Below are 22,955 nucleotides of genomic sequence, written 5' to 3'. Positions count from 1 at the left end.
TGGCGGCCCCCGCGCGGCAACTGCCGCACGGTGTGCCGTGGCTTAGTCGAAGCGGCCGGTACGCGCCATCTCCATCAGGCGCGCGATGCGCTCCTCGGTGGCCGGGTGCGTCGAGAACAGATTCTGCAGGCCGCCGCCGTGCAGCGGATTCATGATCATCATCTGCGCGGTGGCCGGATGCTGCTCGGCGGCCTGGAACGGGATGCCCGCCGCATAGCGATGGATCTTGTCGAGCGCAGTCGCGAGCGACTGCGGATCACCGGAAATCTGCGCGCCGCCGCGATCGGCCTCGAACTCGCGTGCCCGCGAAATCGCCATCTGGATCAGCGCGCCGGCGATCGGCGCGAGCAATGCAACCGCGATACCCGCGATCGGGTTGGCCGGCCGGCCATTCTCGTCGCGCCCACCGAAAAACATCGCGAAGTTCGCGATTGCCGAGATCGCGCCCGCCATCGTCGCGGTGATCGTCGAGATCAGGATGTCGCGATGCTTCACGTGTGCGAGCTCGTGCGCCATCACCCCGCGCATCTCGCGCTCCGACAGCACGCGCAGGATGCCCGTCGTCGCGGCGACTGCCGCGTGCTCGGGGTTGCGGCCCGTCGCGAACGCGTTCGGCGCATCCTCGTTGATCAGGTAGACGCGCGGCATCGGCAGGTTCGCGCGCGTGGCCAGCTCGCGCACCATCCGGTAAAACTGCGGCGCCGTGTTCTCGTCGACTTCCTGCGCGTTGTACATGCGCAGCACCATCTTGTCCGAGAACCAGTAAGAGAAGAAATTCATGCCGAGCGCGAACAGCAGCGCGATCGTCATGCCCCGCGAGCCGCCGATCATCCCGCCGATCACGATGAACAGGGCCGTGATCGCGGCCATCAGCATCGCCGTTTTGACCCAATTGAACATACCCACTCCTTATCCGTCAGGGGACCCGCCGCGCATCAAAGGGCGCGACGGAAAATTGTAAGCGATTTGTTAGATAAGGTCTTGCCGGAAAAATTCAACCTCAGCGTTGCGATGTTGCAAGACGAAGGCCGAGGCCGACGAAAGCGCTGCCGACCGTGCGGTCGAGCCACTTCTTGACGCCCGGCTTGCCGGAGAAGCGCTCCGTGACACCGCCCGCGACCCACGCGACAAGACTGGTCCAGACCGTGCTCATCGCGACGAACACGCCGCCGAGGGTCAGAAACGCCAATGCCTTGTGCGGGCTGTCGGCCGACACGAACTGCGGAAAGAACGACACGAAGAACAGCACGACCTTCGGGTTCAGCACGTTGGTCCAGAAGCCCTGCATGAACAGCTGGCGCAGCGGCTTCGCGGCCTGGGCGGAGGTGGCCGCCTTGCCCAACGGCTCGGCCGCCTGCTTCGCGATGAGCATTCTCACGCCGAGGTAGATCAGGTAGGCGGCGCCAACCAGCTTGATTACCGTGAATGCGGCAGCCGACGCCGCGAGCAGCGCGGTCAGGCCGAATGCGCAGGCGAGCGCGTGAACGCAGCAGCCGGCCGAAATGCCGAACGCCGACATCAGCCCCGCGCCGCGGCCCTGCGCGACGCTGCGGCCGACAATATAGGCCGTATCGGGGCCTGGCGTGACGTTCAGCAGGAAGACTGCCAGCACGAAGAAGCCGAAATGGGTGATGCCGAACATGAAAACCTCGAAACCGGAGAGCGCAAGGAAATTCTACGCGCGCCTGCCGCGCCGCGCGACTCGGCCATCCGGCCGATTGCGCACGCGCGGCAGGCCGTGTCGAATGACGGTCGGGCCGCTTCAGGCAACGTCAGCGAGCGCGAAACGCTGGCCTGCGGCGAGCGGCGAGCCGGCCAGGAATTCGCGCGCGGGCAGCCGCTTGCCGCCCGGCTTCTGCAACTGCGTGACGCGCAGCGCCCCGCTGCCGCACGCGATGACCACGCCTTCCGGCGCGGCTTCGACGATCGTGCCGGGCGCCGCATCGCCGCGCGCCGCCACGGGCTCGGCCGCCCACAGCTTGATCGCTGCGCCGTCGAGCGTCGCGACGCCGCCCGGGAACGGATCGAACGCACGCACCTGGCGCGCGAGCACGTCGGCCGGCTTGCGCCAATCGAGCGCCGCTTCGTGCTTGCCGATCTTTTCCGCATAGGTCACGCCGTCGGCCGGTTGCGGCGTCGCCGGCAGCACGCCGTCGCGCTCGAGCTGCACGAGCGCGTCGACGATCAGTCGCGCGCCTTCGGCGGCGAGCCGGTCGTGCAGCGTCGCGGTCGTCTCGTCGGGGGCGATCGCGATGCGCGCTTCCTCGATCATCGCGCCGGTGTCGAGGCCGATGTCCATCTGCATCAGCGTCACGCCCGTCTCGGCGTCGCCGGCCTCGATCGCGCGGTGGATCGGCGCGGCACCGCGCCAGCGTGGCAGCAGCGACGCGTGAATGTTGATGCAGCCGTGGCGCGGAATGTCGAGCACTTCCTGCGGCAGCAGCAGGCCGTATGCGGCGACCACCATCACGTCATGCGGGGTCGAGCGCAGCAGCTCGATCGCGTCGGCCGCCTCGGCCGGGTACTTGCCCGCGCGGCGCAGCGACGGCGGTTGCGCGACGGGCATCCCGTGCTCGACGGCGTAGCGCTTCACCGCGCTCGCCTGCAGTTTCATCCCGCGCCCGGCAGGGCGATCGGGCTGGGTGAGCACGAGCGGCACCGGAAAACCGGCCTCGTGGATCGCGGCAAGGGCAGCCGCGGCGAATTCCGGCGTGCCGGCAAAAACTACGCGCAACGTATGGGTCATGACAGCGTTCGGGTTCGAGCTGGGCGAACGCGCGTTACATCGCGCGTTCGAGTTTCTTCATTTTCGTCTTGATGCGCGTCTGCTTGAGCGGCGACAGGTATTCGACGAACACGCGCCCCATCAGGTGATCCATCTCGTGCTGGACGCACACGGCCAGCAGGCCCTCGCAGTCGAGTTCGAAGGTCTCGCCCTGCTCGTTGAGCGCGCGCACGCGCACGTGATCAGGACGCTCGACTTCATCGTAGATGCCGGGCACCGACAGGCAGCCCTCTTCATAGATCTGCTTCGCGTCGCTCGACCACACGATCTCGGGATTGATGAACGCGCGCAGCTCGTTCTTCTCCTCGGAGATGTCGATCACGATCACGCGCTCGTGCACGTCGACCTGCGTGGCCGCAAGGCCGATGCCCGGCGCCGCATACATGGTCTCGGCCATGTCGGCGACGAGCTTGCGGATCCGGTCGTCGACCTTGTCGACGGGCTTCGCGACCTTGTGCAGCCGCTTGTCGGGGTAATGAAGAATATTGAGTAAAGCCATGGCGTTCGGTATTCGGTGGAGCGGCGTGCCGCATCGGCCATCCGGCCAGCTGGCGCTGCCGTCGGGATGCAATGAAGATGAGGCGGACGCGCGGCGAATCAATGCCGCGGATCATGCCTCCTGCAATTGGCCGGGCGCCTGCGCGCGCGGCCCTGTCGAGTATTTCGGATGATGAAAATTTTATCATGGCGCCACGCGGTTCGCTGGCCGCCGCATTCGAGGGGCGCCTCATGTCGCCGCAAGCGCTGACCACCTCCGCCGTGCGCGCGTGGCTGCAGCTCGCGCATGCGCCCGGCCTCGCCCCCGCCGTACTGCAGGCGCTGCTCGATGCGTTCGGCTCGCCGGACGCGCTGCTGCGTGCGTCCGACCACGCCATCGCCGCCGTCACCAGCGCCGCCGCCGCCCTGGCCGTGCGCGCGAGCGAGCGCGACGATCTCGACGCGCGCACCGACGCCGCGCTCGCGTGGCTCGATGCGCCGGGCAATGCGCTCGTCACGCTGAACGATCCGGCCTACCCGCCGCGGCTGCGCGACCTGCACGATCCGCCGCTGCTGCTATATGTAAAGGGCCGGCTCGACCTGCTGCACGCGCGCAGTCTCGCCGTGGTCGGCAGCCGTCACGCAACGCCGCAAGGTCTCGCCGACGCGACGCGCTTCGCACGCGAACTGTCCGACGCCGGGCTTCCGATCGTGTCGGGCCTCGCGCTCGGGATCGACGGCGCCGCGCATCGTGGCGGGCTCGACGGCCGGTCGGGCACGGTCGCGGTGATCGCGACCGGCGCCGATCTCGTCTATCCGGCGCGGCACCGCGCGCTCGCCCACAAGATCGCCGCGCACGGCGCGATCGTGTCGGAATGGCCGCTCGGCACGCCTGCCCGCGCCGCACATTTCCCGCAGCGCAACCGGCTGATCGCCGCGCTCGCGATCGGCGCACTCGTCGTCGAGGCCGCGCCGCGCTCGGGCTCGCTGATCACCGCGCGGCTCGCAAATGAACTGGGGCGCGATGTGTTCGCGATGCCGGGCTCGATCCATGCGCCGCTCGCGCAAGGCTGTCACGCACTGATCCGCGACGGTGCGAAGCTGACGGCTGCGCCGCTCGACGTGCTCGAGGAATACGGGCTGGGCGAATCGAAATCCGGCGTGGCGGGCGGTGCGGCGTGTTCCGGGCATCCGTGCGCGGACACCGGCAACCTCCGCGAAACCGACGCCGCCCCTCAGCGGGCCGCTACCGGGGTTATTCAAATTGGCAACCCCGTTCCGGCCGCCACGCCCGCCCGGGACGAAGCACCATCGCCGGCGCCACCGCTGCCCGGCACCCCATCCGAACAGGCCGTGCTTGCCGCATTGGGATACGGCCCCGTCACCTACGAATGGCTCGCCGAGCACAGCGGCCTGTCCGACGACGTGCTGCACCGCGCGCTGCTTGCGCTGGAACTGGCCGGCCGCGTCGCCAGCCTGCCCGGCGGACGCTTCGCACGGCTTGACGCGGCGCGCACTTCGCCCGTGCATGGCGTGCTACATTCCCCCGCATAGGGGCGGCCAGGCCGCCAACGATATCCAAGGAAACCCATGCCCGCGCTGAATCTCGACACCGATGCGGATCGGATCGCCGAGCGCCTCGCCGATCCCGGCACGTTGCTCGTCGCCTGCCTGTGCGCCGAGTGGTGCGGCACGTGCCGCGACTACCGGACGGCCTTCGACCAGCTCGCCGACGCGCATCCGGACGCCTGCTTCGCCTGGATCGACATCGAAACGCATGCCGACCAGCTCGACGATCTCGACGTCGAGAACTTCCCGACGATCCTGATCGAAGACACCCACACCGCCCGCTTCTTCGGCACGGTGCTGCCGCATGCGGCGATCGTCGAGCGGATGCTGTCCGACCTGAGCGCGGTACCCGGCGCGCCGCACGCGCCGAAATTGCGCAACGTCCTGGCCGTCGAAGCCTGAATTCGCGAGCCGGCCCGGTGGTTTCACGCGTATTTGCGCACCCCGCCGCGCCGGGCGCTTGCCGCCGTTGCGCCCCCCCTCTATGATGAGCCGCTTTTTGCACGCCGAGCCGCCATCGCTGCGGCGTGTGCTATAAAGCGGTCGTAAAAGGGACCCACAACCGGCGAACCCGGTCTACCAACACACACCTGTCATGTCCAAAGCACTGATCATTGCGGAAAAGCCTTCTGTCGCGAACGACATCGCACGCGCTTTGGGCGGCTTTACCAAGCATGACGAGTATTACGAGAGCGACGATTTCGTCCTTTCGTCCGCTGTCGGCCACCTGCTGGAAATCGCCGCCCCGGAAGAGTACGAGGTCAAGCGCGGGAAATGGAGCTTCGCGCATCTGCCCGTCATCCCCCCGCATTTCGACCTGAACCCGATCGCAAAAAGCGAGTCGCGCCTCAAGGTGCTCACCAAGCTGTTGAAGCGCAAGGATGTCGACCGCCTGATCAACGCATGCGATGCGGGGCGCGAGGGCGAGCTGATTTTCCGCCTGATCGCGCAGCACGCGAAGGCGAAGCAGCCGGTCCAGCGCCTGTGGCTGCAGTCGATGACCCCGCAAGCGATCCGCGACGGCTTCGCGAACCTGCGCAGCGACGCGGACATGCTGCCGCTCGCCGACGCCGCACGCTGCCGCTCGGAAGCCGACTGGCTCGTCGGGATCAACGGCACCCGCGCGATGACCGCGTTCAACAGCAAGGGCGGCGGCTTCTTCCTGACGACAGTTGGCCGCGTTCAGACGCCAACGTTGTCGATCGTCGTCGAACGCGAAGAGAAAATCCGCCGCTTCATCCCGCGCGACTACTGGGAAGTGAAGGCCGAATTCGCATGCGCGGGCGGCTTCTACGAGGGCAAGTGGTTCGACCCGAAATTCAAGCGGGACGAATTCGATCCGGAAAAGCGCGACTCCCGCCTGTGGAGCCTCCCGGCTGCCGAAACGATCGTCGCCGCGTGCCGCGACCAGGTCGGCACGGTCTCCGAGGAATCGAAGCCGTCGACGCAACTGTCGCCGCTGCTGTTCGACCTGACGAGCCTGCAGCGCGAAGCGAACAGCCGATTCGGCTTCTCCGCGAAGAACACGCTCGGCCTCGCGCAGGCACTGTATGAAAAGCACAAGGTGCTGACCTACCCGCGTACCGACGCGCGCGCACTGCCGGAAGACTATCTTTCGACCGTCCAGTCCACGCTCGAGATGCTCAAGGAGAGCAACAACTACCTGCCGCATGCGAAGCAGGTGCTCGACAAGGGCTGGGTGAAGCCGAACAAGCGGATCTTCGACAATTCGAAGATCAGCGACCACTTTGCAATCATCCCGACGCTGCAGGCGCCGAAGTCGCTGTCCGAGCCGGAGCAGAAGCTGTACGACATGGTCGTGAAGCGCTTCCTCGCCGTGTTCTTCCCGGCCGCCGAATTCCGCGTCACGACGCGGATCACCGAAGTCGCGGGCCATCACTTCAAGACCGAAGGCAAGGTGCTCGTCGAGCCGGGCTGGCTGCAGGTATACGGCCGCGATGCCGAAGGCGCGGATGCGAACCTGGTGCCGGTGCAGAAGGACGAGAAGGTGAAGACGGACGAAATCGCCGCCGTCGCGCTCGTCACGAAGCCGCCCGCACGCTACTCGGAAGCGACGCTGCTGTCCGCGATGGAAGGTGCGGGCAAGCTCGTCGAGGACGACGAACTGCGCGAGGCAATGGCCGCGAAGGGGCTCGGCACGCCGGCCACGCGCGCGGCGATCATCGAAGGCCTGCTCGGCGAGAAATACCTCGTGCGCGAAGGACGCGAGCTGATCCCGACCGCGAAGGCATTCCAGTTGATGACGCTGCTGCGCGGGCTCGGCGTGAAGGAACTCACCGCACCCGAACTCACCGGCGAATGGGAATACAAGCTGTCGCAGATGGAGCGCGGCAACCTCGGGCGCGAAGCGTTCATGCAGGAAATCGCCCGCATGACGCAGCAGATCGTCAAGCGCGCGAAGGAATACGATTCCGACACGATCCCCGGCGATTACGCGACGCTCGAGACGCCGTGCCCGAACTGCGGCGGCCAGGTAAAGGAGAACTACCGCCGTTTCGCGTGCACGAAGTGCGAGTTCTCGATCTCGAAGATCCCGGGCAGCCGGCAGTTCGAGATCGCGGAAGTCGAGGAACTGCTGCGCGAGAAGACGATCGGCCCGCTGTCCGGCTTCCGCAGCAAGATGGGCCGCCCGTTCTCGGCGATCCTCAAGCTGTCCTTCGACGACGAGACGAAGAACTACAAGCTCGAGTTCGACTTCGGCCAGGACACGGGGGGTGAGGAAGGCGAGGCGCCCGACTTCTCCGCGCAGGAGCCGGTCGGCGCGTGCCCGAAATGCAAGGGCCGCGTGTTCGAGCACGGGATGAGCTACGTGTGCGAGCACTCGGTGGCCAACCCGAAGACCTGCGACTTCCGCTCGGGCAAGGTGATCCTGCAGCAGGAAATCGCGCGCGAGCAGATGGGCAAGCTGCTTGCCGACGGCCGCACGGATCTGCTGCCGAACTTCAAGTCGTCACGCACGGGCCGCAACTTCAAGGCATTCCTCGTGAAGCAGCCCGACGGCAAGATCGGCTTCGAGTTCGAGAAGAAGGAACCGAAAGCCGCTGCCGCGAAGAAGACGGCAAAATCGGCGACGAAAGATGCCGAAACCGTGACGGAAGGCGCCGAAGAGAAACCGGCACCGGCTCGCAAGACCGCCGCCCGCAAGACGACGGCGCGCAAGACGGGCTCGTAACGGCCTGACGGCCGGGGTTCTCCCGGCCATGCCGAACTTCGGCAGGCAGCCATAAAAAACGCGGATCGATTGCTCGATCCGCGTTTTTCTTTTTGCCGGCGGCAACCGCCGCCCGGCCGTCGCGCCGTTACAGCGGCGACGGCACCGCGACGCGCGTACGCGGCGAACGCGGCAGGCGCGGCGACAGGTTCGGGTCGGCCGAATCCGGCTGCTCCGCACGCGTCTCGACACCGATCGGCGCGAGCACCGAACCCTGCGCGGCCCATTGCTCGCCCATCGTTGCGTCGGTCGAGTGGCTGAAATGCTCGACGAGGTGGTCGATGAACGTGCGCACCTTCGCCGGCAGATGGCGCCGGCTCGGGTAAGCGATGTTGATCTCGACCTGCGGCAGCCGGAAATCCGGCAGCAGCCGCACGAGCGCGCCACGCGCGATGTCGCCGCCGATCAGGTAGCTCGGCAGGATCGCGACACCCATCCCGAGCAGCGCGAACTGGCGCAGCATCGCGGTGTTGTTCGCGACGATCACGTTGGTCGGGCGCACGCGCACTTCGCCGTCCGGCCCCGTGAACACACGCTCGTCGCCCCAGTACTCGGTCGGCAGGCTCAGGCTCGGGTGCTCGGCGAGATGCTCCGGATGGGTCGGCACGCCGTGCTTCTCCAGATAGCTCGGCGTCGCGCACACGGTCATGCAACCCGTGGTCAGGCGCCGCGTGACGATGCTCGCGCTGCGCATCTGGCGCGTGACGACGATGCCGACGTCGAAGCCCTCCTCGACGAGATCGACCTGCCGGTCGACCAGCGTGAGATCTGGCACCACTTTCGGGAAATTCTCCGTGTACGACTGCAACACGGGCGCGAGGTTGTGCAGGCCGAACACGACCGGCGCGACGATGCGCAGCGTGCCGACCGGCTCGTGATTGCGCGCGACGACCATCTGCTCGACGTCCTCGAGCTCATCGAGGATCTGGCGGGCACGCTCCAGATAGACCTGGCCCGACTCCGTCAGGGAGAGACTGCGCGTGGTGCGGTTCAGCAAGCGCGTGCCGAGCCGACCTTCCAGATCGGCGACGTGGCGCGTCGCGACCGCGTTGGAGATATCCATTGCGCTCGCGGCCCGCGCGAAACTGCCGAGATCTGCAACCTTGACGAACACGCGCATCGACTGCAAATGATCCATAAACGACTCCTGCCGCTAGTACAACTTCAAAAAGATGAAGCAAATGCGTAATTCTCCTACGACAGCGGAAATGATGCAGAGTTGCTCAACAAGGCCCCTGTTGACGATAAAAATAGTCAAAAATCCTCGCCCTCTGCGGATAGTTGATCCAATTATTCTGATTGGAGCAATAATTGGGTGAACCTCGTCGAGTAAGCGGCCGAATCAGGAAGGACGTGTTTGATGCGACACAACAGCGCACCCTTCCGCCCGTCGCGCGAGCGGCTCCGGGTCAGGCTGACGCCGATTGCGGCGGAGCGTAACAACCTGTTAAAAAGACACCATGAAGGCAGCCGACGTAGCATCATGTCGGCCCCGGCCGGGCGGAACGGGTGCGCGACGTGCGCCGCCGCCACCGCCGCTTTCAACGCGCGACACCCGCTCACCATGAAAATTGCCATCCTCGACGACTACCAGGACGCCGTCCGCAAGCTGAACTGCTTCGAGCTGCTTGCCGACCACGACGTGAAGGTCTTCAACAATACGGTGCGCGGATTGGGACAACTCGCGAGCCGCCTGGCGGAAGTCGAGGCGCTCGTGCTGATTCGCGAGCGGACCCCGATTTCCTCGCAACTGCTCGCCAAGCTGCCGAACCTGCGCATGATCAGCCAGACCGGCCGCATTTCGAGCCACATCGATCTCGAAGCCTGTACCGACCGCGGCATCGCGGTGCTCGAAGGCACGGGTTCGCCGGTTGCGCCCGCCGAGCTGACCTGGGCGCTCGTGATGGCCGCCCAGCGCCGCATTCCGCAGTACGTCGCGAACCTGAAGCAGGGCGCCTGGCAGCAGTCGGGCCTGAAGACGTCGGCCATGCCGCCGAACTTCGGCCTCGGTCAGGTGCTGCGCGGCCAGACGCTCGGCATCTGGGGCTACGGCAAGATTGGCCGGCTCGTCGCCAGCTACGGCAAGGCATTCGGGATGAACGTGCTGATCTGGGGCCGCGAGCATTCGCTCGAGGCCGCGCGGGCCGACGGCTATACGGCCGCCGAAAGCCGCGAAGCGCTGTTCGAGCAGAGCGACGTGCTGTCGCTGCACCTGCGCATGCATGACGACACGCGCGGGATCGTGAGGCAGGAAGACCTGATGCGGATGAAGCCGACGTCGCTGCTCGTCAACACGAGCCGCGCCGAACTGCTCGAGGAAAATGCACTGGTCAACGCGCTGTCGCACAACCGTCCGGGGATGGTCGCGATCGATGTGTTCGAGAGCGAGCCGATCCTGCAGGGCTACAGCCTGCTGCGGATGGAAAACGTGATCTGCACGCCGCACATCGGCTATGTCGAGCGCGAAAGCTACGAGCTCTACTTCAGCGCGGCGTTCAGGAACATCCTGGCGTTCGACCAGGGCGACATGTCGAGCGTCGTCAACCCGGAAGCACTGACGCCGCGCCGCGTGCGCTGAGCACGGCCCCGCTTCCTGCTTCCCGTCTTCAGGCGGCCGCGCGGCCGCCTGTCATCGCGCCGACGCGCGTGAGGAAATGCTCGCCGTCGCGCCGCCCGAGATCGTACGCATGCCGCATCTGCGACGGGCTCGTGTAATCCCAACTCGAAATCGGCACCTTGCTCGACGGCTGGACATACAGCCGCCGCTGCTCGCCGTGCGCGACCGTGAACATCTGCGGGCGCGGGTACAGCCGCGTGACGAGCACCAGCACATCGCCCGGTGTCGGGTCGAGCGCGTCGACCGGCACGTTGTCGACCATCCCGCCGTCGAGCACGGGCCGGCCATCGCGGCGCAGCACCGGCGTGAACGGCGGCGTACAGGATGACTGCAGGATCAGGTCGGCGAGTTCGTCGACTCGCGTGCAGGCCTGCGCGCGCACGAATTCGGGCCGAAAGCCGAGCGTGCGCCCGAGCGTCGGGTGCAGCGTCTTGCGCACGTACTTCTCGATGTTGTACGCGACGAGGCCGGCGGCCACTGCGCTGCGCGCGCCGAGCCAGCGCGGCACGTGCGACACCCCGATGCGGATCTCCGGCGCCGCGGCAAGCTTCGCGAACGGCTCGCCGTAGATGTCGAGCAGCGCCTGACGGTAAATCCGGTAATGCGGAAACACGGGCTCGCGCCCGAACAGGTTGCCCCAGTACGCGTTCTTCCGGTTGTGGCGCAGCGCCTCTTCGTAATAGCGCATCACCCATGCGGCGTCGCGCGTATACAGCATGCACGCGGTCGCCGCGCCGGCCGAGATGCCGGTGATCACGCGCGGGCGCAGGTCGAGCGCCGGCTGGGCGACGTCCCAGAAGCCGGCCTGCCACCAGCAGCGATTGCCGCCGCCCGCAAAGACGATCTGGTCGAACATCGCGCCGCTCAGCTGACGAGCGCGTAAGTCGACGTCGCGTGGACGGCCATTTTGCCGTCTTCGTCGAACAGCTCGACTTCGCCGAATACGAGGTTGCGGCCCATCCGTAGCACGCGCGCGGTGACGAGCACGTCGCCCTTGCGCACGGGCCGCATGAAGTTCGTGTTCAACGACACGGTCGTCATCGGCCGGAACTCGCCGAGCGCGGCCGAGATCGCGACCACCATCGCGGTGTCGGCGGCCGCCGTGAACACCTGGCCGCAGATCACGCCGCCTGAATGACGGAATTCGCCGGAAAACGGCAGGCGCAGCGTGACGCTGTCGTCGCCGATCGACACGGGGACCAGACCGAGCGAGCGGACCCAGGGGGCCAGCAGGCGATCCAGCAATTCGCGGACTGCGTTTTCGTCCATCTTCGAAAGCCCAGAAAGCGTTGCGCGACCGCCGCGCAACACGTGTGGCGTCATCATACCGGGAGCGCGGAATCTCCGATCGCTCGTTATCGGACCGACAGCCGCGGTTGTCGTGACGAAATATTTTCAGGAAATTTGCAGAAAGGGCTTGCAAGGTCCGAAATACCCAGGCATAATCTTTCTTCTGTTGGGGGCGTTAGCTCAGTTGGTAGAGCAGCGGACTCTTAATCCGTAGGTCGAGTGTTCGAGTCACTCACGCCCCACCACCGAATTAGTTGTAGGAAATCAAGCACTTGCGCGTAAGCGTCGGTGCTTTTTTTTCGTCTATAGCCCGCGTGGATGGGCGTCAAAAACTGGCCTTTGCCGGAAATCTGCCGGAACGGAAAAATCCAGACCAAGCGATCTCAACCTTTCGCATGGAGTCTGGTATGGCATACATCAGTCAGCGCGGCGAGTATTGGCGAGCCGAAGTCCGTCGCCGCGGATACAAACCGGTCTATCGATCGCTCGACACCAAGCAGCAAGCCCAGCAATGGGCTCCTCACCTTTTCCATAGAACGCGATCGGGATACTGTTCAGTGCTTCGATACACCCCGGGGCGAGCCAAGTGGCACGAGTCGACATCAGCATATTGAACACTCGCTCGCGCCCCGCCCGGAGTGCTTTTGCATCGTCGAGTTTGCGCTGAGTCCGCACTGCGAAGATCGGGCCGCAGAAGGTGGCGAGAATGATCGCCAGATCCGTGAGCTTGATCGATAAATCCCAATTCATTGTTTGCCCCGTAGTCAGCAGACGACTTTGTACTCGCCCCCCCTAGAACGGCACAACAGCGTCGGGTTTCGCGGATGCTCAGGCTACGCGGGCACTTGAAATTGCGCCGCGCGTGCAATTTGGACGATGGCGAGAGGGTTGACCGCGATCGCGCCCCGCCCTGCGCTGCGTCCGTGCACCGGCGACGATCGGCCTCCCGTGACGCAGTAAAACACCGGTTGAGCCAAGCTGGGCGAGCAGTCGCGGTGGTCACGGTGATTCGGGCGGCGGCAAACGAGCACCCCGGCGGCCAACGCTACACGCAAGCGCTACTATTCAGATATTGCACTTGTTGCATTTATTTCAGATAGGCGCTACGCTTACAACCGCACGCTGCGGTTGTAAGCGTAGCGCCTATCTTGTTTTGGCCTTGAGAGAGGAAAATATGCGCACCGTAGAGCGGATTCGGGAGATGACGCCACCGCCGATGACGGAGAAGGATCTTGAAATGGCCCGCGTTGCACAGCGCTGCATCATGGAGGCTCTGGATCATTCGCGCGCGGCGAAAATCACCCTAACAACGGATGCCGGCGAACATCCATCCATTGCCCTCCCGCCTGCATCGCTAAAATTCATCGGGCAATTACTCGGGGCCATGAGCGAGGGCCGACAGATCACCCTCATGCCCGCAGACCGCGAATTCACGACCGTGGAAGCCGCCAACTTCCTCAACGTGTCGCGCCCATTCGTGATCAAAGAAATAGAAGCTGGCAGGCTCAAGCATCACATGGTTGGGACGCATCGTCGGATCGCGTTTGAAGACCTCATCGAATACGCTCGTCAAATGCGCGAAAAGCAAGTAGCTGCGCTGGACCGGCTGGCGGCAAACGCCCAAGAGTTAGGGCTAGATTACTAACATGGCCGGCCACGTACGTTATACGGCTTTGCTCGATGCGTGCGTTCTGTTTCCGATTGCCGTCGCCGACTCGCTCATGAGTCTGGCGGCTGCAGGGCTTTTCGCCGCGAAGTGGACTCAACGTATCGAACAGGAATGGATCACCAATCTCGAAGAGCTTCGGCCAGACCTAAAAGGTAGGCTCGAAGTGCGACGAGACGGTATGCGGGAAGCTGTGCCGGATTGGGAGGTGAACGAATCCGCATGGGAACCACTCGTCGGGAATATGAAACTACCCGATCCTGACGATCAGCATGTCTTGGCCGCGGCCATCGCAGGCCACGCCGATTGCATTGTGACGGCCAATCTCCGGGATTTCCCGGCCGAGATTGTCAGCCCGTATGGAATCGAAATCATCCATCCCGACCGGTTCATCATCAACCAATGGGACCTAGACCATATCGCCACCATGTCAGCATTCAAGGGCATGCGGGCCCGGTGGAGAAATCCGAAAGCGACACCGGAAGATTTCGCCCAGGCGCTTGAACGTAATGCTCTACTCGCAACCGCTCTTCGCATTCGCGAAGCCGCCGATCTGATCTAGATCGAGCCTTCTACAATTTGGGGCAAGGATTAGGTACGAAGCGGATTCCAGCCCGTTGTGCAAACGACGATTTGTAGAGGAAAACCTCCCAAAGGGCCTTGATCACAAACGAGTTTACGATTGCCTCTTACTCCGTAGGTCGAGTGTTCGAGTCACTCACGCCCCACCAGGAATTCCGAAGCCCGGTTAGCGAAAGCTGACCGGGCTTTTTCCTTTTCCGCCCGCCGCACTCGTCGCGCGCGCCCTGTCGCAGTACGCCACCGCCCGCCTGTTCCGCATCGTTTCCGCTAAAATCGTCCGACAAATATCACACGACCGGCGCAGGCATTGCCGTTTGCCCGCCGGCACTGAGAGAACATGGGACGTCAGACATGGAAGCATGGAACCGAGACGCGACCATTCAGAGAGCCTGGTTGCGCCGATATCGGCGAGTCCGTCCGGACACGCCACCGCCATGATCACGCCGGCATCCGCAGTGCGACGCACGAACCGGATCCGGTCATGGCGGGTAAGGACGCGCTCGTCGCCATGGCGCTCGGCGTCGTGCTGCTCGTGCTGGCCGGCATGCTTGCCGTCACGGCGGGCCAAGCGACCGGCCAGCTGGTCCGTACGCCGGGCACGGTCGTGCGCATCGTCCAGGACAGCGACGCGATGCGCGCGTACCGGCCGATCGTCGCGTACCTCGCGAACGACGGCCAGCGTCGCGAAATCGCCGGCAATACCGCCTCGACCGTCCCCGCCTACGACATCGGCGAGAACGTCGAGGTATGGCTCGACCCCAGCCACCCCGAACGCCCCGCACTGATCGACGATTTCGCGCAACGCTGGTTTCCGGCCGCCGTGGCGGCGCTGCTCGCCGTCGCATCGTTCGCGATCGGCGGCCTCCTGATCGTCGGCGGGCGCCGCCGCCGGTCATCCGGACCACCACCGGCCCGCGCCGCCCGCAAGCACGCGCGAAGACGCTGGGATATCGCAATCGCGCTGATTCCGATCGCGATCGGCACGGGCTTCGTCGCCGGCGCCGGTGCGGCCGGCCTGCGTCAGTGGCAGATCGCCCATCACTACGCGCGTTCGACCGGCCATGTCGTCGAGATCGCGGAAAACGCGCGCGCGTCCCGATCGCGCACGTCGCTATATTCGGCGATCGTCGCGTTCACGACCGACAGCGGACGCCAGATCACGTTCGCCCAGGGCTCGGCGTCATCGCATCCGGGCCTGCGCGAAGGCGAAGCGGTCAACGTGCTGTACGACCCCGTCACACCCGAGCGCGCGGTCGTCGACCGCTTCTGGGATCGCTGGGGCGTCGCGGCCATCCTGTTCGCGATCGGCGCACCATTCCTCGCGGCCGGCCTGTTCATCGCCGTGACGCTGTGGCCGGAACACCCCGCGCACGAAGCCGCCCCATGACGCTCGCGCGCCGGCCGCGCATCGTGTGGCGCGACCACCGTCACGACGCGCGCGTCACCGCTCCCTGAACGCCTCCACCTTCGCGCGGTTCCCGCACGTGCGCATGTCGCACCAGCGGCGCCCGACGCCGCGGCCGCGATCGACGAAGAACCACGTGCACCGGCCGCACTGCCGCACGCGCGCGAAGTCGTCGCTGCGCAGCAGTTGCTCGAAGCCGAGTGCGGCCGCATCGACCCAGCGCGACGTCGCGCGCGCGTCGGGCCGCCACGCGAACCGGCCGTCGACCGCCTCGAACGCGCTACGCCCGATCGCCTCGCGAATCGCGACAGCGAGCCGGTCCGCCGCGCGCGCGCCGGCCATGCCGCCGCCTCCGGCCGTCAGGTGCGCGATCGCGGTGTAAGCGTCATCGCGAAAGCGATGCAGCGCCGCCAGCGCATCGGCGTCGTCCTGCCGTGCATGACGCAGAAGCCGCGACAGATCGGCTGGCGCCACCAGCCCCGATCGTTGCACCCACGCATGCACGGCCGGCCAGTCGACGAGCTTGTCCGCGTCGCGCGTCTTGCCCGTGTCGGCCACCGTGTTGAGGAAGTCGAGCGCCGGATGGCCGCCGACGAAATCGGCTGCACCCCATTCGTGCGCGGGTCGCGTGGGTTCGTTTCGAGTAACCATTTATTTGCACCTATAGGTTTCACGTCCAGGCAATCCGGAGTAACCTGTTATCAACCAAAATAGGTTAGCACGGAGAGGCCGATGCTCGAACTCGCCAATCGCTTCATTTTCGAAGGCCACCGGATTGCCTGGGGAACGCTCGGCGAAGGCCCGCCGCTCGTGCTCGTGCACGGCACGCCGTTTTCGTCGCAGGTGTGGCGCCGGATCGCACCGTGGCTCGCGCGACGTCATCGCGTGTTCTTCTACGACCTGCTCGGCTACGGTCAATCCGACATGCCGGACGCGGACGTGTCGCTCGGCCGCCAGAACGGGCTGTTCGCCTCGATGCTCGACGCGTGGAAAATCTCACGCCCGCGCGTGCTCGCGCACGACTACGGCGGCGCAACCGTGCTGCGCGCGCACTTCCTCGACGGCGTCGCGTATGCGGACCTCACGCTCGTGAATCCGGTCGCGATCGCGCCGCAGGGTTCGCCGTTCGTGCGCCACGTCGCGCAGCACGAAGCCGCCTTCACCGGATTGCCTGCGTATGCGCATCACGCGCTCGTGTCGGCCTATCTCGGCAATGCGGTCGCCCGGCCGCTGAGCGACGAAGCGCTGTCGATCTACCGTGCGCCGTGGCTCACGGCCGCCGGCCAGGCCGCGTTCTATCGCCAGATCGCGCAGATGCGCCAGCGCTACATCGAGGAAGCCGAGGCTCGTTACGCGCCGCCGGACTTTCCGGTGCGCATCGTGTGGGGCGAGGATGATGCGTGGATTCCGCTTGAACAGGGGCAGGCGCTGGCCGATCGCATCGCAAGCGGCACGCTGATCCGGGTGCCCAGCGCAGGCCACCTGGTGCAGGAAGATGCGCCGGAGGCAATCGTCGCGGCAGTGCTCGACGGGCCGGGGCAAGGTTGACGCCCGCTGTACCGCATGCCGCTTTTCGCCTGTCGCGTCAGAACACCGGCACGCCCTGCGCAAGCGTCGAGATGAACTTCGCGGTGCGCGGATCGCGCGGATCGCCGAACAGGTCGCGCGATGCACCGGCTTCGACGACGCGGCCGTCCGCGAGAAACACCGCGTCGTGCGCGATCGACGCGGCCAGGCGCAGGTCGTGGGTGGCCATCAGCATCGTCGTGCCTTCGCGTGCGAGCTGGCGCAGCACCTCGACCACTTCGACGGACAGTTCGGGATCGAGCGCCGACGTCGGCTCGTCGCACAACAGCACCTGCGGCGACGGCGCGAGCGCACGTGCGATCGCAACGCGCTGCTGCTGGCCGCCCGACAGCGTGCCGGGCCACGCGTCGGCCTTGTCGGCGATGCCGACCTTCTCGAGCAGCGCGAGCGCGCGTTCGCGGGCCCGTTCACGCGGCCAGCGCTGCACGGTGACGAGCCCTTCCATCACGTTCTGCACGACACTCAGGTGCGGAAACAGCTGGAAGTTCTGAAACACCATGCCGGTCTGGCGGCGCACGGCGAACACGGCGTCGCGCGCCGGCCGGTACGCCGGCGAGAAGTCGATGCGTGCGTCGCCGACCGTCAGCGTGCCCGCCTCGGGCACTTCGAGCAGGTTCACGCAACGCAGCAACGTGCTCTTGCCGCTGCCGGATGGCCCGATCAGCGCCGTCACGCTGCCGGGCTGCAACGCGAGGTCGATCCCGTGCAACACACGATGCGCGCCAAACGACTTGTCGATGCGTTCGAGCCGGATCATCGCCACTCCGCCTGGAACAGCGCGTGACGACCGAAGCGAATTTCGAGGCGACGCTGCAGCGTCGACAGCACCGAGCTGAGCAGCAGATAGATCAGCGCGGCTTCCGTATAGAGAATCATCGGCTCGTAGGTCACGGCCGCGATCCGCTGCGCGGCCTGGAAGATCTCCGGCACGGTCAGCACGGCCGCGAGCGATGTGTCCTTCACGAGCGAAATGAACGAATTCGACAGTGCCGGCAGCGCGACGCGCGCGGCCTGCGGCAGGATCGCGCGGCGCAGCGCCTGCGGCCGCGTCATCGCCATCGAGTACGCGGCTTCCCACTGCCCCTTCGGAATCGATTCGATCACGCCGCGGATCACCTCGGCGTTGTACGCGCCGACGTTCAGCGAGAAGCCGATCACCGCGGCCGTCAGCGGATCTAGCACGATACCGACGCTCGGCAAGCCGTAGAAGATCACGAACAGCTGCACGAGCAGCGGCGAACCGCGAAACAGCCAGATGTAGAAACGCACGGCGGCTTGCGCCCAGCGCGGCCCGAACAGCCGCGTGAGCGCCGCGCCGAATGCGAGCAGCAAGCCGATCGCGAACGACGCGAGCGTGAGCGGCACCGTGAACACGAGCCCCGCGACGAGCAGGGGCCGCAGCGATTCCGCCATCAGGTGAAGCCAGGCCGGCATCGTTCAGCCTCGCGTCACGGCTGCGACACGTCGCGGCCGAAATACTTCTGCGAGATCTTTGCGTAGGTGCCGTCGGCCTTGATGTCCGCGAGCGCCTTGTCGATCGCGGCCACCAGCGCCGGGCTGCCCTTGCGCAGCAGCACGCCCGATGCGTCGCTCGCGCCCCCCGTGTCGGTCGCCGCAATCTTCAGTTTCGCGTCGGGCTTGTGCTTGCGGAAATCGAGGTACGACAGCGAATCGTTGATCGTCGCGTCGACGCGCCCCGAGCTGAGCAGGTCGATCGATTCGTTGAAGCCCTGCACGGGCACGACGTCCGCGCCGTGCGCGGCCGCGAGCTTGCCGAAGTTGCTGGTCAGCGTGTTCGCGGATTTCTTGCCCTTGAGATCGTCGAACGAGCGGATCGTCGTGTTGTCCGCGCGCACGATCAGCACCGCGCGCGACGTGATGTATGGCGTCGAGAAATCGTATTTCGCCTTGCGCGCGTCGGTGATCGACACTTCATTGACGACCGCGTCGTAGCGGTTCACGTCGAGGCCCGCGATAAGCCCGTCCCACTTTCCTTCGACGAACTGCGGCTTCACGCCGAGGCGCTGCGCGATCGCGGTCGCGATGTCGACGTCGAAGCCCGTCAGCTTGCCGGTTTCGTCGTGGTACGTGAACGGCGCGTACGTGCCTTCGGTACCGACCCGGAACACGCCGGACGACTTGATCTGCGACAGGTCGTCGGCAGCCAGTGCGCTCGTGACCGAAACGGCCTGCAGCATGGCAACGACCAGGATGGAGCGAAGGAATTTCATGGTGCGGACCCCGAATGATTGGACGGAATTTTCCCGCGGCACATGCATGCCGTTCGAGAGGTCCGCGAATTCTACCGACGCGCCGGGGCCCGGCAAAAACGCAAATCGGCTATCGATATGAGCCGATCGAATAACGCGCGCACCGGCTGTGAAACCGGTGCGCGCGGCTTATACGCCACTTACCACGGCAGCGAATACGTCTTCGTGTTCGTGAAGCTCTTCATCGCTTCCTGCACGCCCTCCTTGTAGCCGAGCCCCGAATCCTTCACGCCGCCGAACGGCGTCAGTTCGAGCCGGTAACCCGGCACTTCGCGCACGTTCACGCTGCCGACTTCCAGCTCGGTGATGAAGCGCGTGATGGTGTCGAAGCGGTTCGTGCAGACCGACGACGACAGCGCATAGTCGGTGCTGTTCGACATCCGGATCGCTTCGTCGATATTGCTGAAGCGCATGATCGGCGACACCGGGCCGAAGGTTTCGTGTTTCACGAGCGGCATGTCGGGCGTCACGCGATCGATCACCGTCGGCGAATACAGCGCGCCGTCGCGCACGTTGCCGACCAGGAGCCGTGCACCGCGCGCGATCGCATCGTTTACCTGCTGCTCGCAGAACTTCGCGGCCGCCTCGTCGATCACCGTGCCCATGTCGACCGACGGATCGGCAGGATTGCCGTACGACCACGCACGCGTCTTCTCGACCACGAGCGCCGTGAAGCGATCGGCCACCGACTCGTGCACGAGCATCCGCTTGATCGCCGTGCAGCGCTGGCCCGAGTTTTTATACGAGCCCGACACCGCGAGCGTGCTCGCTTCGTCGAGATCGGCGTCTTCCATCACGATGATCGGATCGTTGCCGCCGAGTTCGAGCACCGCGCGCCGGTAGCCCATCCGCGACGCAATCGACTTGCCGATCGATACGCCGCCCGTGAACGTGATCAGGTCGATCGCCGGGTTCGTGATCAGCTCGTCGGCAATCTCCTGCGGGTCGCCGGTGACGACCTGCAGCATCTGCGGCGGCAGGCCGGCTTCGTACAGGATGTCCGCGAACAGGTAGCACGACAGCGGCACCTTTTCCGACGGCTTCACGACGATCCGGTTGTTGGTCGCGACCGACGGCACGATCTTGTGCGCGACCTGGTTCATCGGGTGGTTGAACGGTGTGATCGCCGAGATCACGCCGAGCAGCGGGTCGCGCTGCGTGTACACGCGGCGCTTCTTGCCGTGCGGAGTCAGGTCGCACGAGAAGATCTGCCCGTCGTCCTTCAGCACTTCACCGGCGCCGAACGTCAGCACGTCGGCCACGCGGCCGGCTTCGTACGTCGTGTCCTTGATGCACAGCCCGGACTCGGCCGTGATCAGCGCCGCAATTTCGGCGGTGCGCGAGCGCACGATGTCGGCCGCGCGACGCAGGATCGCGGCCCGGTCGTGACGCGTGAGCGTCGGCCGGTATGCACGCGCGGCCGCGAAGGCACGCCGCACGTCGTCCAGTGTCGCCTTCGGCACGGTGCCGACCAGCGAGCCGTCGTACGGATTGCGCACGTCGATGACCGCATCCCGATGAATCCGTTCGCCGTCGATTCGCAGTGCTTCGCGACGAATCTCGCGGACGTCCGGCGATGCCGCAATGGCGTTCATGAGTGTGTCCCCTTGCGGATGCGTGCGCATCACTGCAGATGGTTGAGCGCGATGTCGATGATGTCGAAGTTGCGCAGCCGCTCGCGGCCCGAGACGTCGCCGGCGACCGGCTTGCTGAAGATCAGCGGCACGATCTGCTCGGAGATCCCGCCGTGCGAGCGCAGCGGCACGTCGAGCCCCGACAGGTCGTGCCTGATACGGCGCGTGCCGAGCACGACGTCCTGCTTCGATATCACGATCAGGTCGCCCATCCGCGCCGGCGGCAGTTCGAAGCGCGCGCAACCCTCGGCGCTCGTCAGTACGACCTCGATGCCGTCGACCGCGGCGAGCCGTGCGCGCAGCGCGTCGGCATCGGCCGTCGCCGGCACGTAGACGGTCGCAAACGAACCGAGCGCGCCGTGATGCACGACGTACGGATCGGTGATCGGCAGGATCACGCGCGCCGCCTCCTCGCCGAGCCACTCGTCGAACAGCTCCTGCAGGTAGATCACGTTCGGCTCGCCGGTTTCGTCGTCGTGCTTCGCGTTCATCCCGTGGTCGGCCGTGATCGCGACGATTGCACCGAGTGCGTCGAGGCGCTGCAGGTACGTGTCCATCATCGCGTAGAACGCGTTCGCGCCTTCCGTGCCGGGCGCGCACTTGTGCTGCACGTAGTCGGTCGTCGACAGGTACATCAGGTCGATCGGGCGCGTCTCGAGCAGGCGCACGCCGGCCGCGAACACGAATTCCGACAGATCCGCGCTGTACACGCTCGGCACCGGCTTGCCGACCAGTTCGAGCACGTTGTCGATGCCGTTTTCCTCGACGCTCGCCTCGTCGGCCTTTTCCGACGAGAAGCAGATGCCCTTCAGCCCCTTGCCGAGCAGGCGGCGCAGCTTGTCCTTCGCGGTGACGACCGCGACACGCGCGCCTTGCTCCGCGAAGGTCGCGAGCACGGTGGGCGCGACCAGGTACTTCGGATCGTTCATCAGCACCTCGGCACCGGTGTCGCGATCGTAGAAGTAGTTGCCGCTTATCCCGTGGATCGACGGCGGCACGCCCGTCACGATCGACAGGTTGTTCGGGTTCGTGAAGCTCGGCACCACGCACTCGCCCTTGAGCGCCGTGCCCGGCTTCAGCAGCGTGCGCAGGAACGGCGCGACGCCGGCCTCCGCCGCTTCTTCCAGATATTCGTATGCGCAGCCATCGACGCAGACGATCACCACGGGCCGGCTCATCCAGTTGTAGCGGCGGCCGTTCACTTCCACGGATACAGGCGTTTCATTCATGACGTTCATTCCTTTCGGTTCGAAGGGTAGAGCCGTCGGCGCCCGCGTCGCGCCGAGGAGAGGTGTTTTCCATGCTCGACATTAAAATTGATGATTTGTAGATTGTCAACAACATGCAGAGAACAGAAAGCAAAGCAACATCGCGGAAAGTGGGCGGGGCTCCCCTCATCCACCGCGTGGCGCGGCGTCACGGACAAGGGGCGAAGATGATTCGAGCGACGACTTCAAACGGTTTTATCGGGAGGCCGGGAAGCGCGGCTACATTCCGTATCCAGGCAAGCTCACCGAAACCGGGACGTTGCGCGCCGGGTGCATCGGCCATGTCGGCGACGCCGGCATCCCGGGCGCCGTCGCGACAATCGCCGACACGTTGCGGGCGACGGGCGTATGTCGCGTGGCGATGGCCGAAGCGTCGGCCCGATCGTGCGCGGCCCGCTTGGGGCTTTCCCGCCGGAGCCGATCCGCTATGTCGGCGCGCACGCCGTGCGCGATGCGATCCGCCGCAAGGAATGTGCGGAGGACGAGCGCCGGCAGCCGGCGGCGGTCGACACGTGGCTCGCGAAATTCGCGAGCGCGGCCGGGAAGGCCGACAAGGCGTGACGATGCGTCGAC

General features: G+C 65.7%; 22 protein-coding genes, 1 tRNA gene and 2 pseudogenes. 11 read left to right on the top strand and 14 right to left on the bottom strand.

The features are described 5' to 3' along the window. Positions 1-42: 42 nt before the first annotated feature. The 4 genes from htpX to def form a co-directional block, all read right to left on the bottom strand. Positions 43-900 (bottom strand): zinc metalloprotease HtpX, encoded by an 858-nt coding sequence (gene htpX / locus HWX36_RS05560; RefSeq protein ID WP_011353570.1) that lies wholly within the window; start codon positions 898-900, stop codon positions 43-45. A gap of 100 nt (positions 901-1,000) precedes the next feature. Continuing rightward, on the bottom strand, positions 1,001-1,642 hold the full coding sequence (locus HWX36_RS05555) for a LysE family translocator (protein WP_175951225.1): 642 nt from the start codon (positions 1,640-1,642) through the stop codon (positions 1,001-1,003). Positions 1,643-1,762: 120 nt separating this feature from the next. After that, positions 1,763-2,746, bottom strand: coding sequence for a methionyl-tRNA formyltransferase (gene fmt, locus HWX36_RS05550; RefSeq protein ID WP_175951224.1), 984 nt, complete (start codon positions 2,744-2,746; stop codon positions 1,763-1,765). Between the two features lie 34 nt (positions 2,747-2,780). Next, positions 2,781-3,284 carry a peptide deformylase gene (gene def / locus HWX36_RS05545; protein ID WP_174388625.1) on the bottom strand — a complete coding sequence of 168 codons (504 nt, stop codon included), beginning with the start codon at positions 3,282-3,284 and terminating at the stop codon, positions 2,781-2,783. Positions 3,285-3,469: 185 nt separating this feature from the next. On the opposite strand from def, the gene dprA reads away from it, so the two are divergent. The 3 genes from dprA to HWX36_RS05530 all read left to right on the top strand — a co-directional run bounded on the left by dprA (position 3,470) and on the right by HWX36_RS05530 (position 8,024). Next, positions 3,470-4,816 (top strand): DNA-processing protein DprA, encoded by a 1,347-nt coding sequence (gene dprA / locus HWX36_RS05540; RefSeq protein ID WP_244136329.1) that lies wholly within the window; start codon positions 3,470-3,472, stop codon positions 4,814-4,816. 36 nt (positions 4,817-4,852) lie between these two features. Next, entirely contained in the window at positions 4,853-5,233 is a 381-nt protein-coding gene (locus HWX36_RS05535) for a thioredoxin family protein (protein ID WP_011353575.1), read from the top strand. A gap of 193 nt (positions 5,234-5,426) precedes the next feature. Then, positions 5,427-8,024, top strand: coding sequence for a DNA topoisomerase III (locus tag HWX36_RS05530; RefSeq protein WP_175951222.1), 2,598 nt, complete (start codon positions 5,427-5,429; stop codon positions 8,022-8,024). A 127-nt stretch (positions 8,025-8,151) separates the two neighbouring features. Here the strand turns inward: HWX36_RS05530 and HWX36_RS05525 are convergent, their stop codons facing one another. Further along, entirely contained in the window at positions 8,152-9,201 is a 1,050-nt protein-coding gene (locus HWX36_RS05525) for a LysR family transcriptional regulator (protein WP_175951221.1), read from the bottom strand. 426 nt (positions 9,202-9,627) lie between these two features. On the opposite strand from HWX36_RS05525, the gene HWX36_RS05520 reads away from it, so the two are divergent. Continuing rightward, positions 9,628-10,641: a D-2-hydroxyacid dehydrogenase family protein gene (locus tag HWX36_RS05520; RefSeq protein WP_175951220.1), complete on the top strand. Its 1,014-nt coding sequence runs from the start codon at positions 9,628-9,630 to the stop codon at positions 10,639-10,641. 28 nt (positions 10,642-10,669) lie between these two features. Here the strand turns inward: HWX36_RS05520 and HWX36_RS05515 are convergent, their stop codons facing one another. Further along, complete coding sequence (locus tag HWX36_RS05515) at positions 10,670-11,536, bottom strand: patatin-like phospholipase family protein (protein ID WP_175951219.1); 867 nt, start codon at positions 11,534-11,536, stop codon at positions 10,670-10,672. Between the two features lie 8 nt (positions 11,537-11,544). After that, positions 11,545-11,949, bottom strand: a complete 405-nt coding sequence (locus HWX36_RS05510; RefSeq protein ID WP_027785770.1) for a PaaI family thioesterase — start codon at positions 11,947-11,949, stop codon at positions 11,545-11,547. 190 nt (positions 11,950-12,139) lie between these two features. On the opposite strand from HWX36_RS05510, the gene HWX36_RS05505 reads away from it, so the two are divergent. After that, a tRNA-Lys gene (locus HWX36_RS05505) sits at positions 12,140-12,215 on the top strand. Between the two features lie 172 nt (positions 12,216-12,387). On the opposite strand, the gene HWX36_RS05500 is transcribed toward HWX36_RS05505, so the two are convergent. After that, positions 12,388-12,720, bottom strand: a complete 333-nt coding sequence (locus tag HWX36_RS05500; protein ID WP_175951218.1) for a DUF6680 family protein — start codon at positions 12,718-12,720, stop codon at positions 12,388-12,390. A 451-nt stretch (positions 12,721-13,171) separates the two neighbouring features. Here HWX36_RS05500 and HWX36_RS05495 point away from each other — a divergent pair, with 451 nt between their 5' ends. From HWX36_RS05495 to HWX36_RS05485, 3 genes are all read left to right on the top strand, one after another. Further along, complete coding sequence (locus HWX36_RS05495) at positions 13,172-13,615, top strand: helix-turn-helix domain-containing protein (RefSeq protein WP_244136328.1); 444 nt, start codon at positions 13,172-13,174, stop codon at positions 13,613-13,615. 1 nt (position 13,616) lies between these two features. Next, positions 13,617-14,198 carry a PIN domain-containing protein gene (locus HWX36_RS05490; protein ID WP_175951216.1) on the top strand — a complete coding sequence of 194 codons (582 nt, stop codon included), beginning with the start codon at positions 13,617-13,619 and terminating at the stop codon, positions 14,196-14,198. A 357-nt stretch (positions 14,199-14,555) separates the two neighbouring features. Next, positions 14,556-15,605, top strand: coding sequence for a DUF3592 domain-containing protein (locus HWX36_RS05485; RefSeq protein WP_175951215.1), 1,050 nt, complete (start codon positions 14,556-14,558; stop codon positions 15,603-15,605). 54 nt (positions 15,606-15,659) lie between these two features. Here the strand turns inward: HWX36_RS05485 and HWX36_RS05480 are convergent, their stop codons facing one another. Then, a complete protein-coding gene (locus tag HWX36_RS05480) occupies positions 15,660-16,274 on the bottom strand; it encodes a CGNR zinc finger domain-containing protein (RefSeq protein WP_175951214.1) in 615 nt (204 codons plus the stop codon). An 81-nt stretch (positions 16,275-16,355) separates the two neighbouring features. Between HWX36_RS05480 and HWX36_RS05475 the strand changes: the two genes are divergently transcribed. Next, positions 16,356-17,171, top strand: coding sequence for an alpha/beta fold hydrolase (locus tag HWX36_RS05475; RefSeq protein WP_175951213.1), 816 nt, complete (start codon positions 16,356-16,358; stop codon positions 17,169-17,171). A gap of 37 nt (positions 17,172-17,208) precedes the next feature. On the opposite strand, the gene HWX36_RS05470 is transcribed toward HWX36_RS05475, so the two are convergent. The 5 genes from HWX36_RS05470 to phnA form a co-directional block, all read right to left on the bottom strand. Further along, a complete protein-coding gene (locus tag HWX36_RS05470; RefSeq protein WP_175951212.1) occupies positions 17,209-17,967 on the bottom strand; it encodes an amino acid ABC transporter ATP-binding protein in 759 nt (252 codons plus the stop codon). Then, positions 17,964-18,644, bottom strand: coding sequence for an amino acid ABC transporter permease (locus tag HWX36_RS05465; protein ID WP_069249162.1), 681 nt, complete (start codon positions 18,642-18,644; stop codon positions 17,964-17,966). Before HWX36_RS05465 ends, HWX36_RS05470 begins: the two co-directional genes overlap by 4 nt. Before the next feature lie 14 nt (positions 18,645-18,658). Next, positions 18,659-19,441, bottom strand: a complete 783-nt coding sequence (locus HWX36_RS05460) for an amino acid ABC transporter substrate-binding protein (RefSeq protein ID WP_043185191.1) — start codon at positions 19,439-19,441, stop codon at positions 18,659-18,661. Between the two features lie 179 nt (positions 19,442-19,620). Continuing rightward, positions 19,621-21,075: a phosphonoacetaldehyde dehydrogenase gene (gene phnY, locus HWX36_RS05455; RefSeq protein ID WP_175951211.1), complete on the bottom strand. Its 1,455-nt coding sequence runs from the start codon at positions 21,073-21,075 to the stop codon at positions 19,621-19,623. 29 nt (positions 21,076-21,104) lie between these two features. After that, positions 21,105-22,343, bottom strand: a complete 1,239-nt coding sequence (gene phnA / locus HWX36_RS05450) for a phosphonoacetate hydrolase (protein WP_175951210.1) — start codon at positions 22,341-22,343, stop codon at positions 21,105-21,107. A 205-nt stretch (positions 22,344-22,548) separates the two neighbouring features. Between phnA and HWX36_RS37015 the strand changes: the two are divergent. Continuing rightward, positions 22,549-22,761: pseudogene (locus HWX36_RS37015) on the top strand (2-aminoethylphosphonate--pyruvate transaminase); the annotation flags it as partial. After that, a pseudogene (locus HWX36_RS05445) lies at positions 22,761-22,943 on the top strand (FAD-dependent oxidoreductase); the annotation flags it as partial. The pseudogenes HWX36_RS37015 and HWX36_RS05445, both read left to right, overlap by 1 nt. Positions 22,944-22,955: the final 12 nt, after the last annotated feature.

The sequence above is a fragment of the Burkholderia sp. BCC0405 genome (genome assembly GCF_902833075.1).
In the GTDB taxonomy this organism is placed as follows: Bacteria; Pseudomonadota; Gammaproteobacteria; order Burkholderiales; family Burkholderiaceae; genus Burkholderia.
Note: the sequence above shows the minus strand (reverse complement) of the source record. Positions and strands in the feature narration are given on the sequence as shown.

Coding starts and splice junctions, on each gene's coding strand:
- htpX (WP_011353570.1), bottom strand. CDS start 900: ATGTTCAATTGGGTCAAAACGGCGATGCTGATGGCCGCGATCACGGCC.
- HWX36_RS05555 (WP_175951225.1), bottom strand. CDS start 1,642: ATGTTCGGCATCACCCATTTCGGCTTCTTCGTGCTGGCAGTCTTCCTG.
- fmt (WP_175951224.1), bottom strand. CDS start 2,746: ATGACCCATACGTTGCGCGTAGTTTTTGCCGGCACGCCGGAATTCGCC.
- def (WP_174388625.1), bottom strand. CDS start 3,284: ATGGCTTTACTCAATATTCTTCATTACCCCGACAAGCGGCTGCACAAG.
- dprA (WP_244136329.1), top strand. CDS start 3,470: ATGGCGCCACGCGGTTCGCTGGCCGCCGCATTCGAGGGGCGCCTCATG.
- HWX36_RS05535 (WP_011353575.1), top strand. CDS start 4,853: ATGCCCGCGCTGAATCTCGACACCGATGCGGATCGGATCGCCGAGCGC.
- HWX36_RS05530 (WP_175951222.1), top strand. CDS start 5,427: ATGTCCAAAGCACTGATCATTGCGGAAAAGCCTTCTGTCGCGAACGAC.
- HWX36_RS05525 (WP_175951221.1), bottom strand. CDS start 9,201: ATGGATCATTTGCAGTCGATGCGCGTGTTCGTCAAGGTTGCAGATCTC.
- HWX36_RS05520 (WP_175951220.1), top strand. CDS start 9,628: ATGAAAATTGCCATCCTCGACGACTACCAGGACGCCGTCCGCAAGCTG.
- HWX36_RS05515 (WP_175951219.1), bottom strand. CDS start 11,536: ATGTTCGACCAGATCGTCTTTGCGGGCGGCGGCAATCGCTGCTGGTGG.
- HWX36_RS05510 (WP_027785770.1), bottom strand. CDS start 11,949: ATGGACGAAAACGCAGTCCGCGAATTGCTGGATCGCCTGCTGGCCCCC.
- HWX36_RS05500 (WP_175951218.1), bottom strand. CDS start 12,720: ATGAATTGGGATTTATCGATCAAGCTCACGGATCTGGCGATCATTCTC.
- HWX36_RS05495 (WP_244136328.1), top strand. CDS start 13,172: ATGACGCCACCGCCGATGACGGAGAAGGATCTTGAAATGGCCCGCGTT.
- HWX36_RS05490 (WP_175951216.1), top strand. CDS start 13,617: ATGGCCGGCCACGTACGTTATACGGCTTTGCTCGATGCGTGCGTTCTG.
- HWX36_RS05485 (WP_175951215.1), top strand. CDS start 14,556: ATGGGACGTCAGACATGGAAGCATGGAACCGAGACGCGACCATTCAGA.
- HWX36_RS05480 (WP_175951214.1), bottom strand. CDS start 16,274: ATGGTTACTCGAAACGAACCCACGCGACCCGCGCACGAATGGGGTGCA.
- HWX36_RS05475 (WP_175951213.1), top strand. CDS start 16,356: ATGCTCGAACTCGCCAATCGCTTCATTTTCGAAGGCCACCGGATTGCC.
- HWX36_RS05470 (WP_175951212.1), bottom strand. CDS start 17,967: ATGATCCGGCTCGAACGCATCGACAAGTCGTTTGGCGCGCATCGTGTG.
- HWX36_RS05465 (WP_069249162.1), bottom strand. CDS start 18,644: ATGCCGGCCTGGCTTCACCTGATGGCGGAATCGCTGCGGCCCCTGCTC.
- HWX36_RS05460 (WP_043185191.1), bottom strand. CDS start 19,441: ATGAAATTCCTTCGCTCCATCCTGGTCGTTGCCATGCTGCAGGCCGTT.
- phnY (WP_175951211.1), bottom strand. CDS start 21,075: ATGAACGCCATTGCGGCATCGCCGGACGTCCGCGAGATTCGTCGCGAA.
- phnA (WP_175951210.1), bottom strand. CDS start 22,343: ATGAATGAAACGCCTGTATCCGTGGAAGTGAACGGCCGCCGCTACAAC.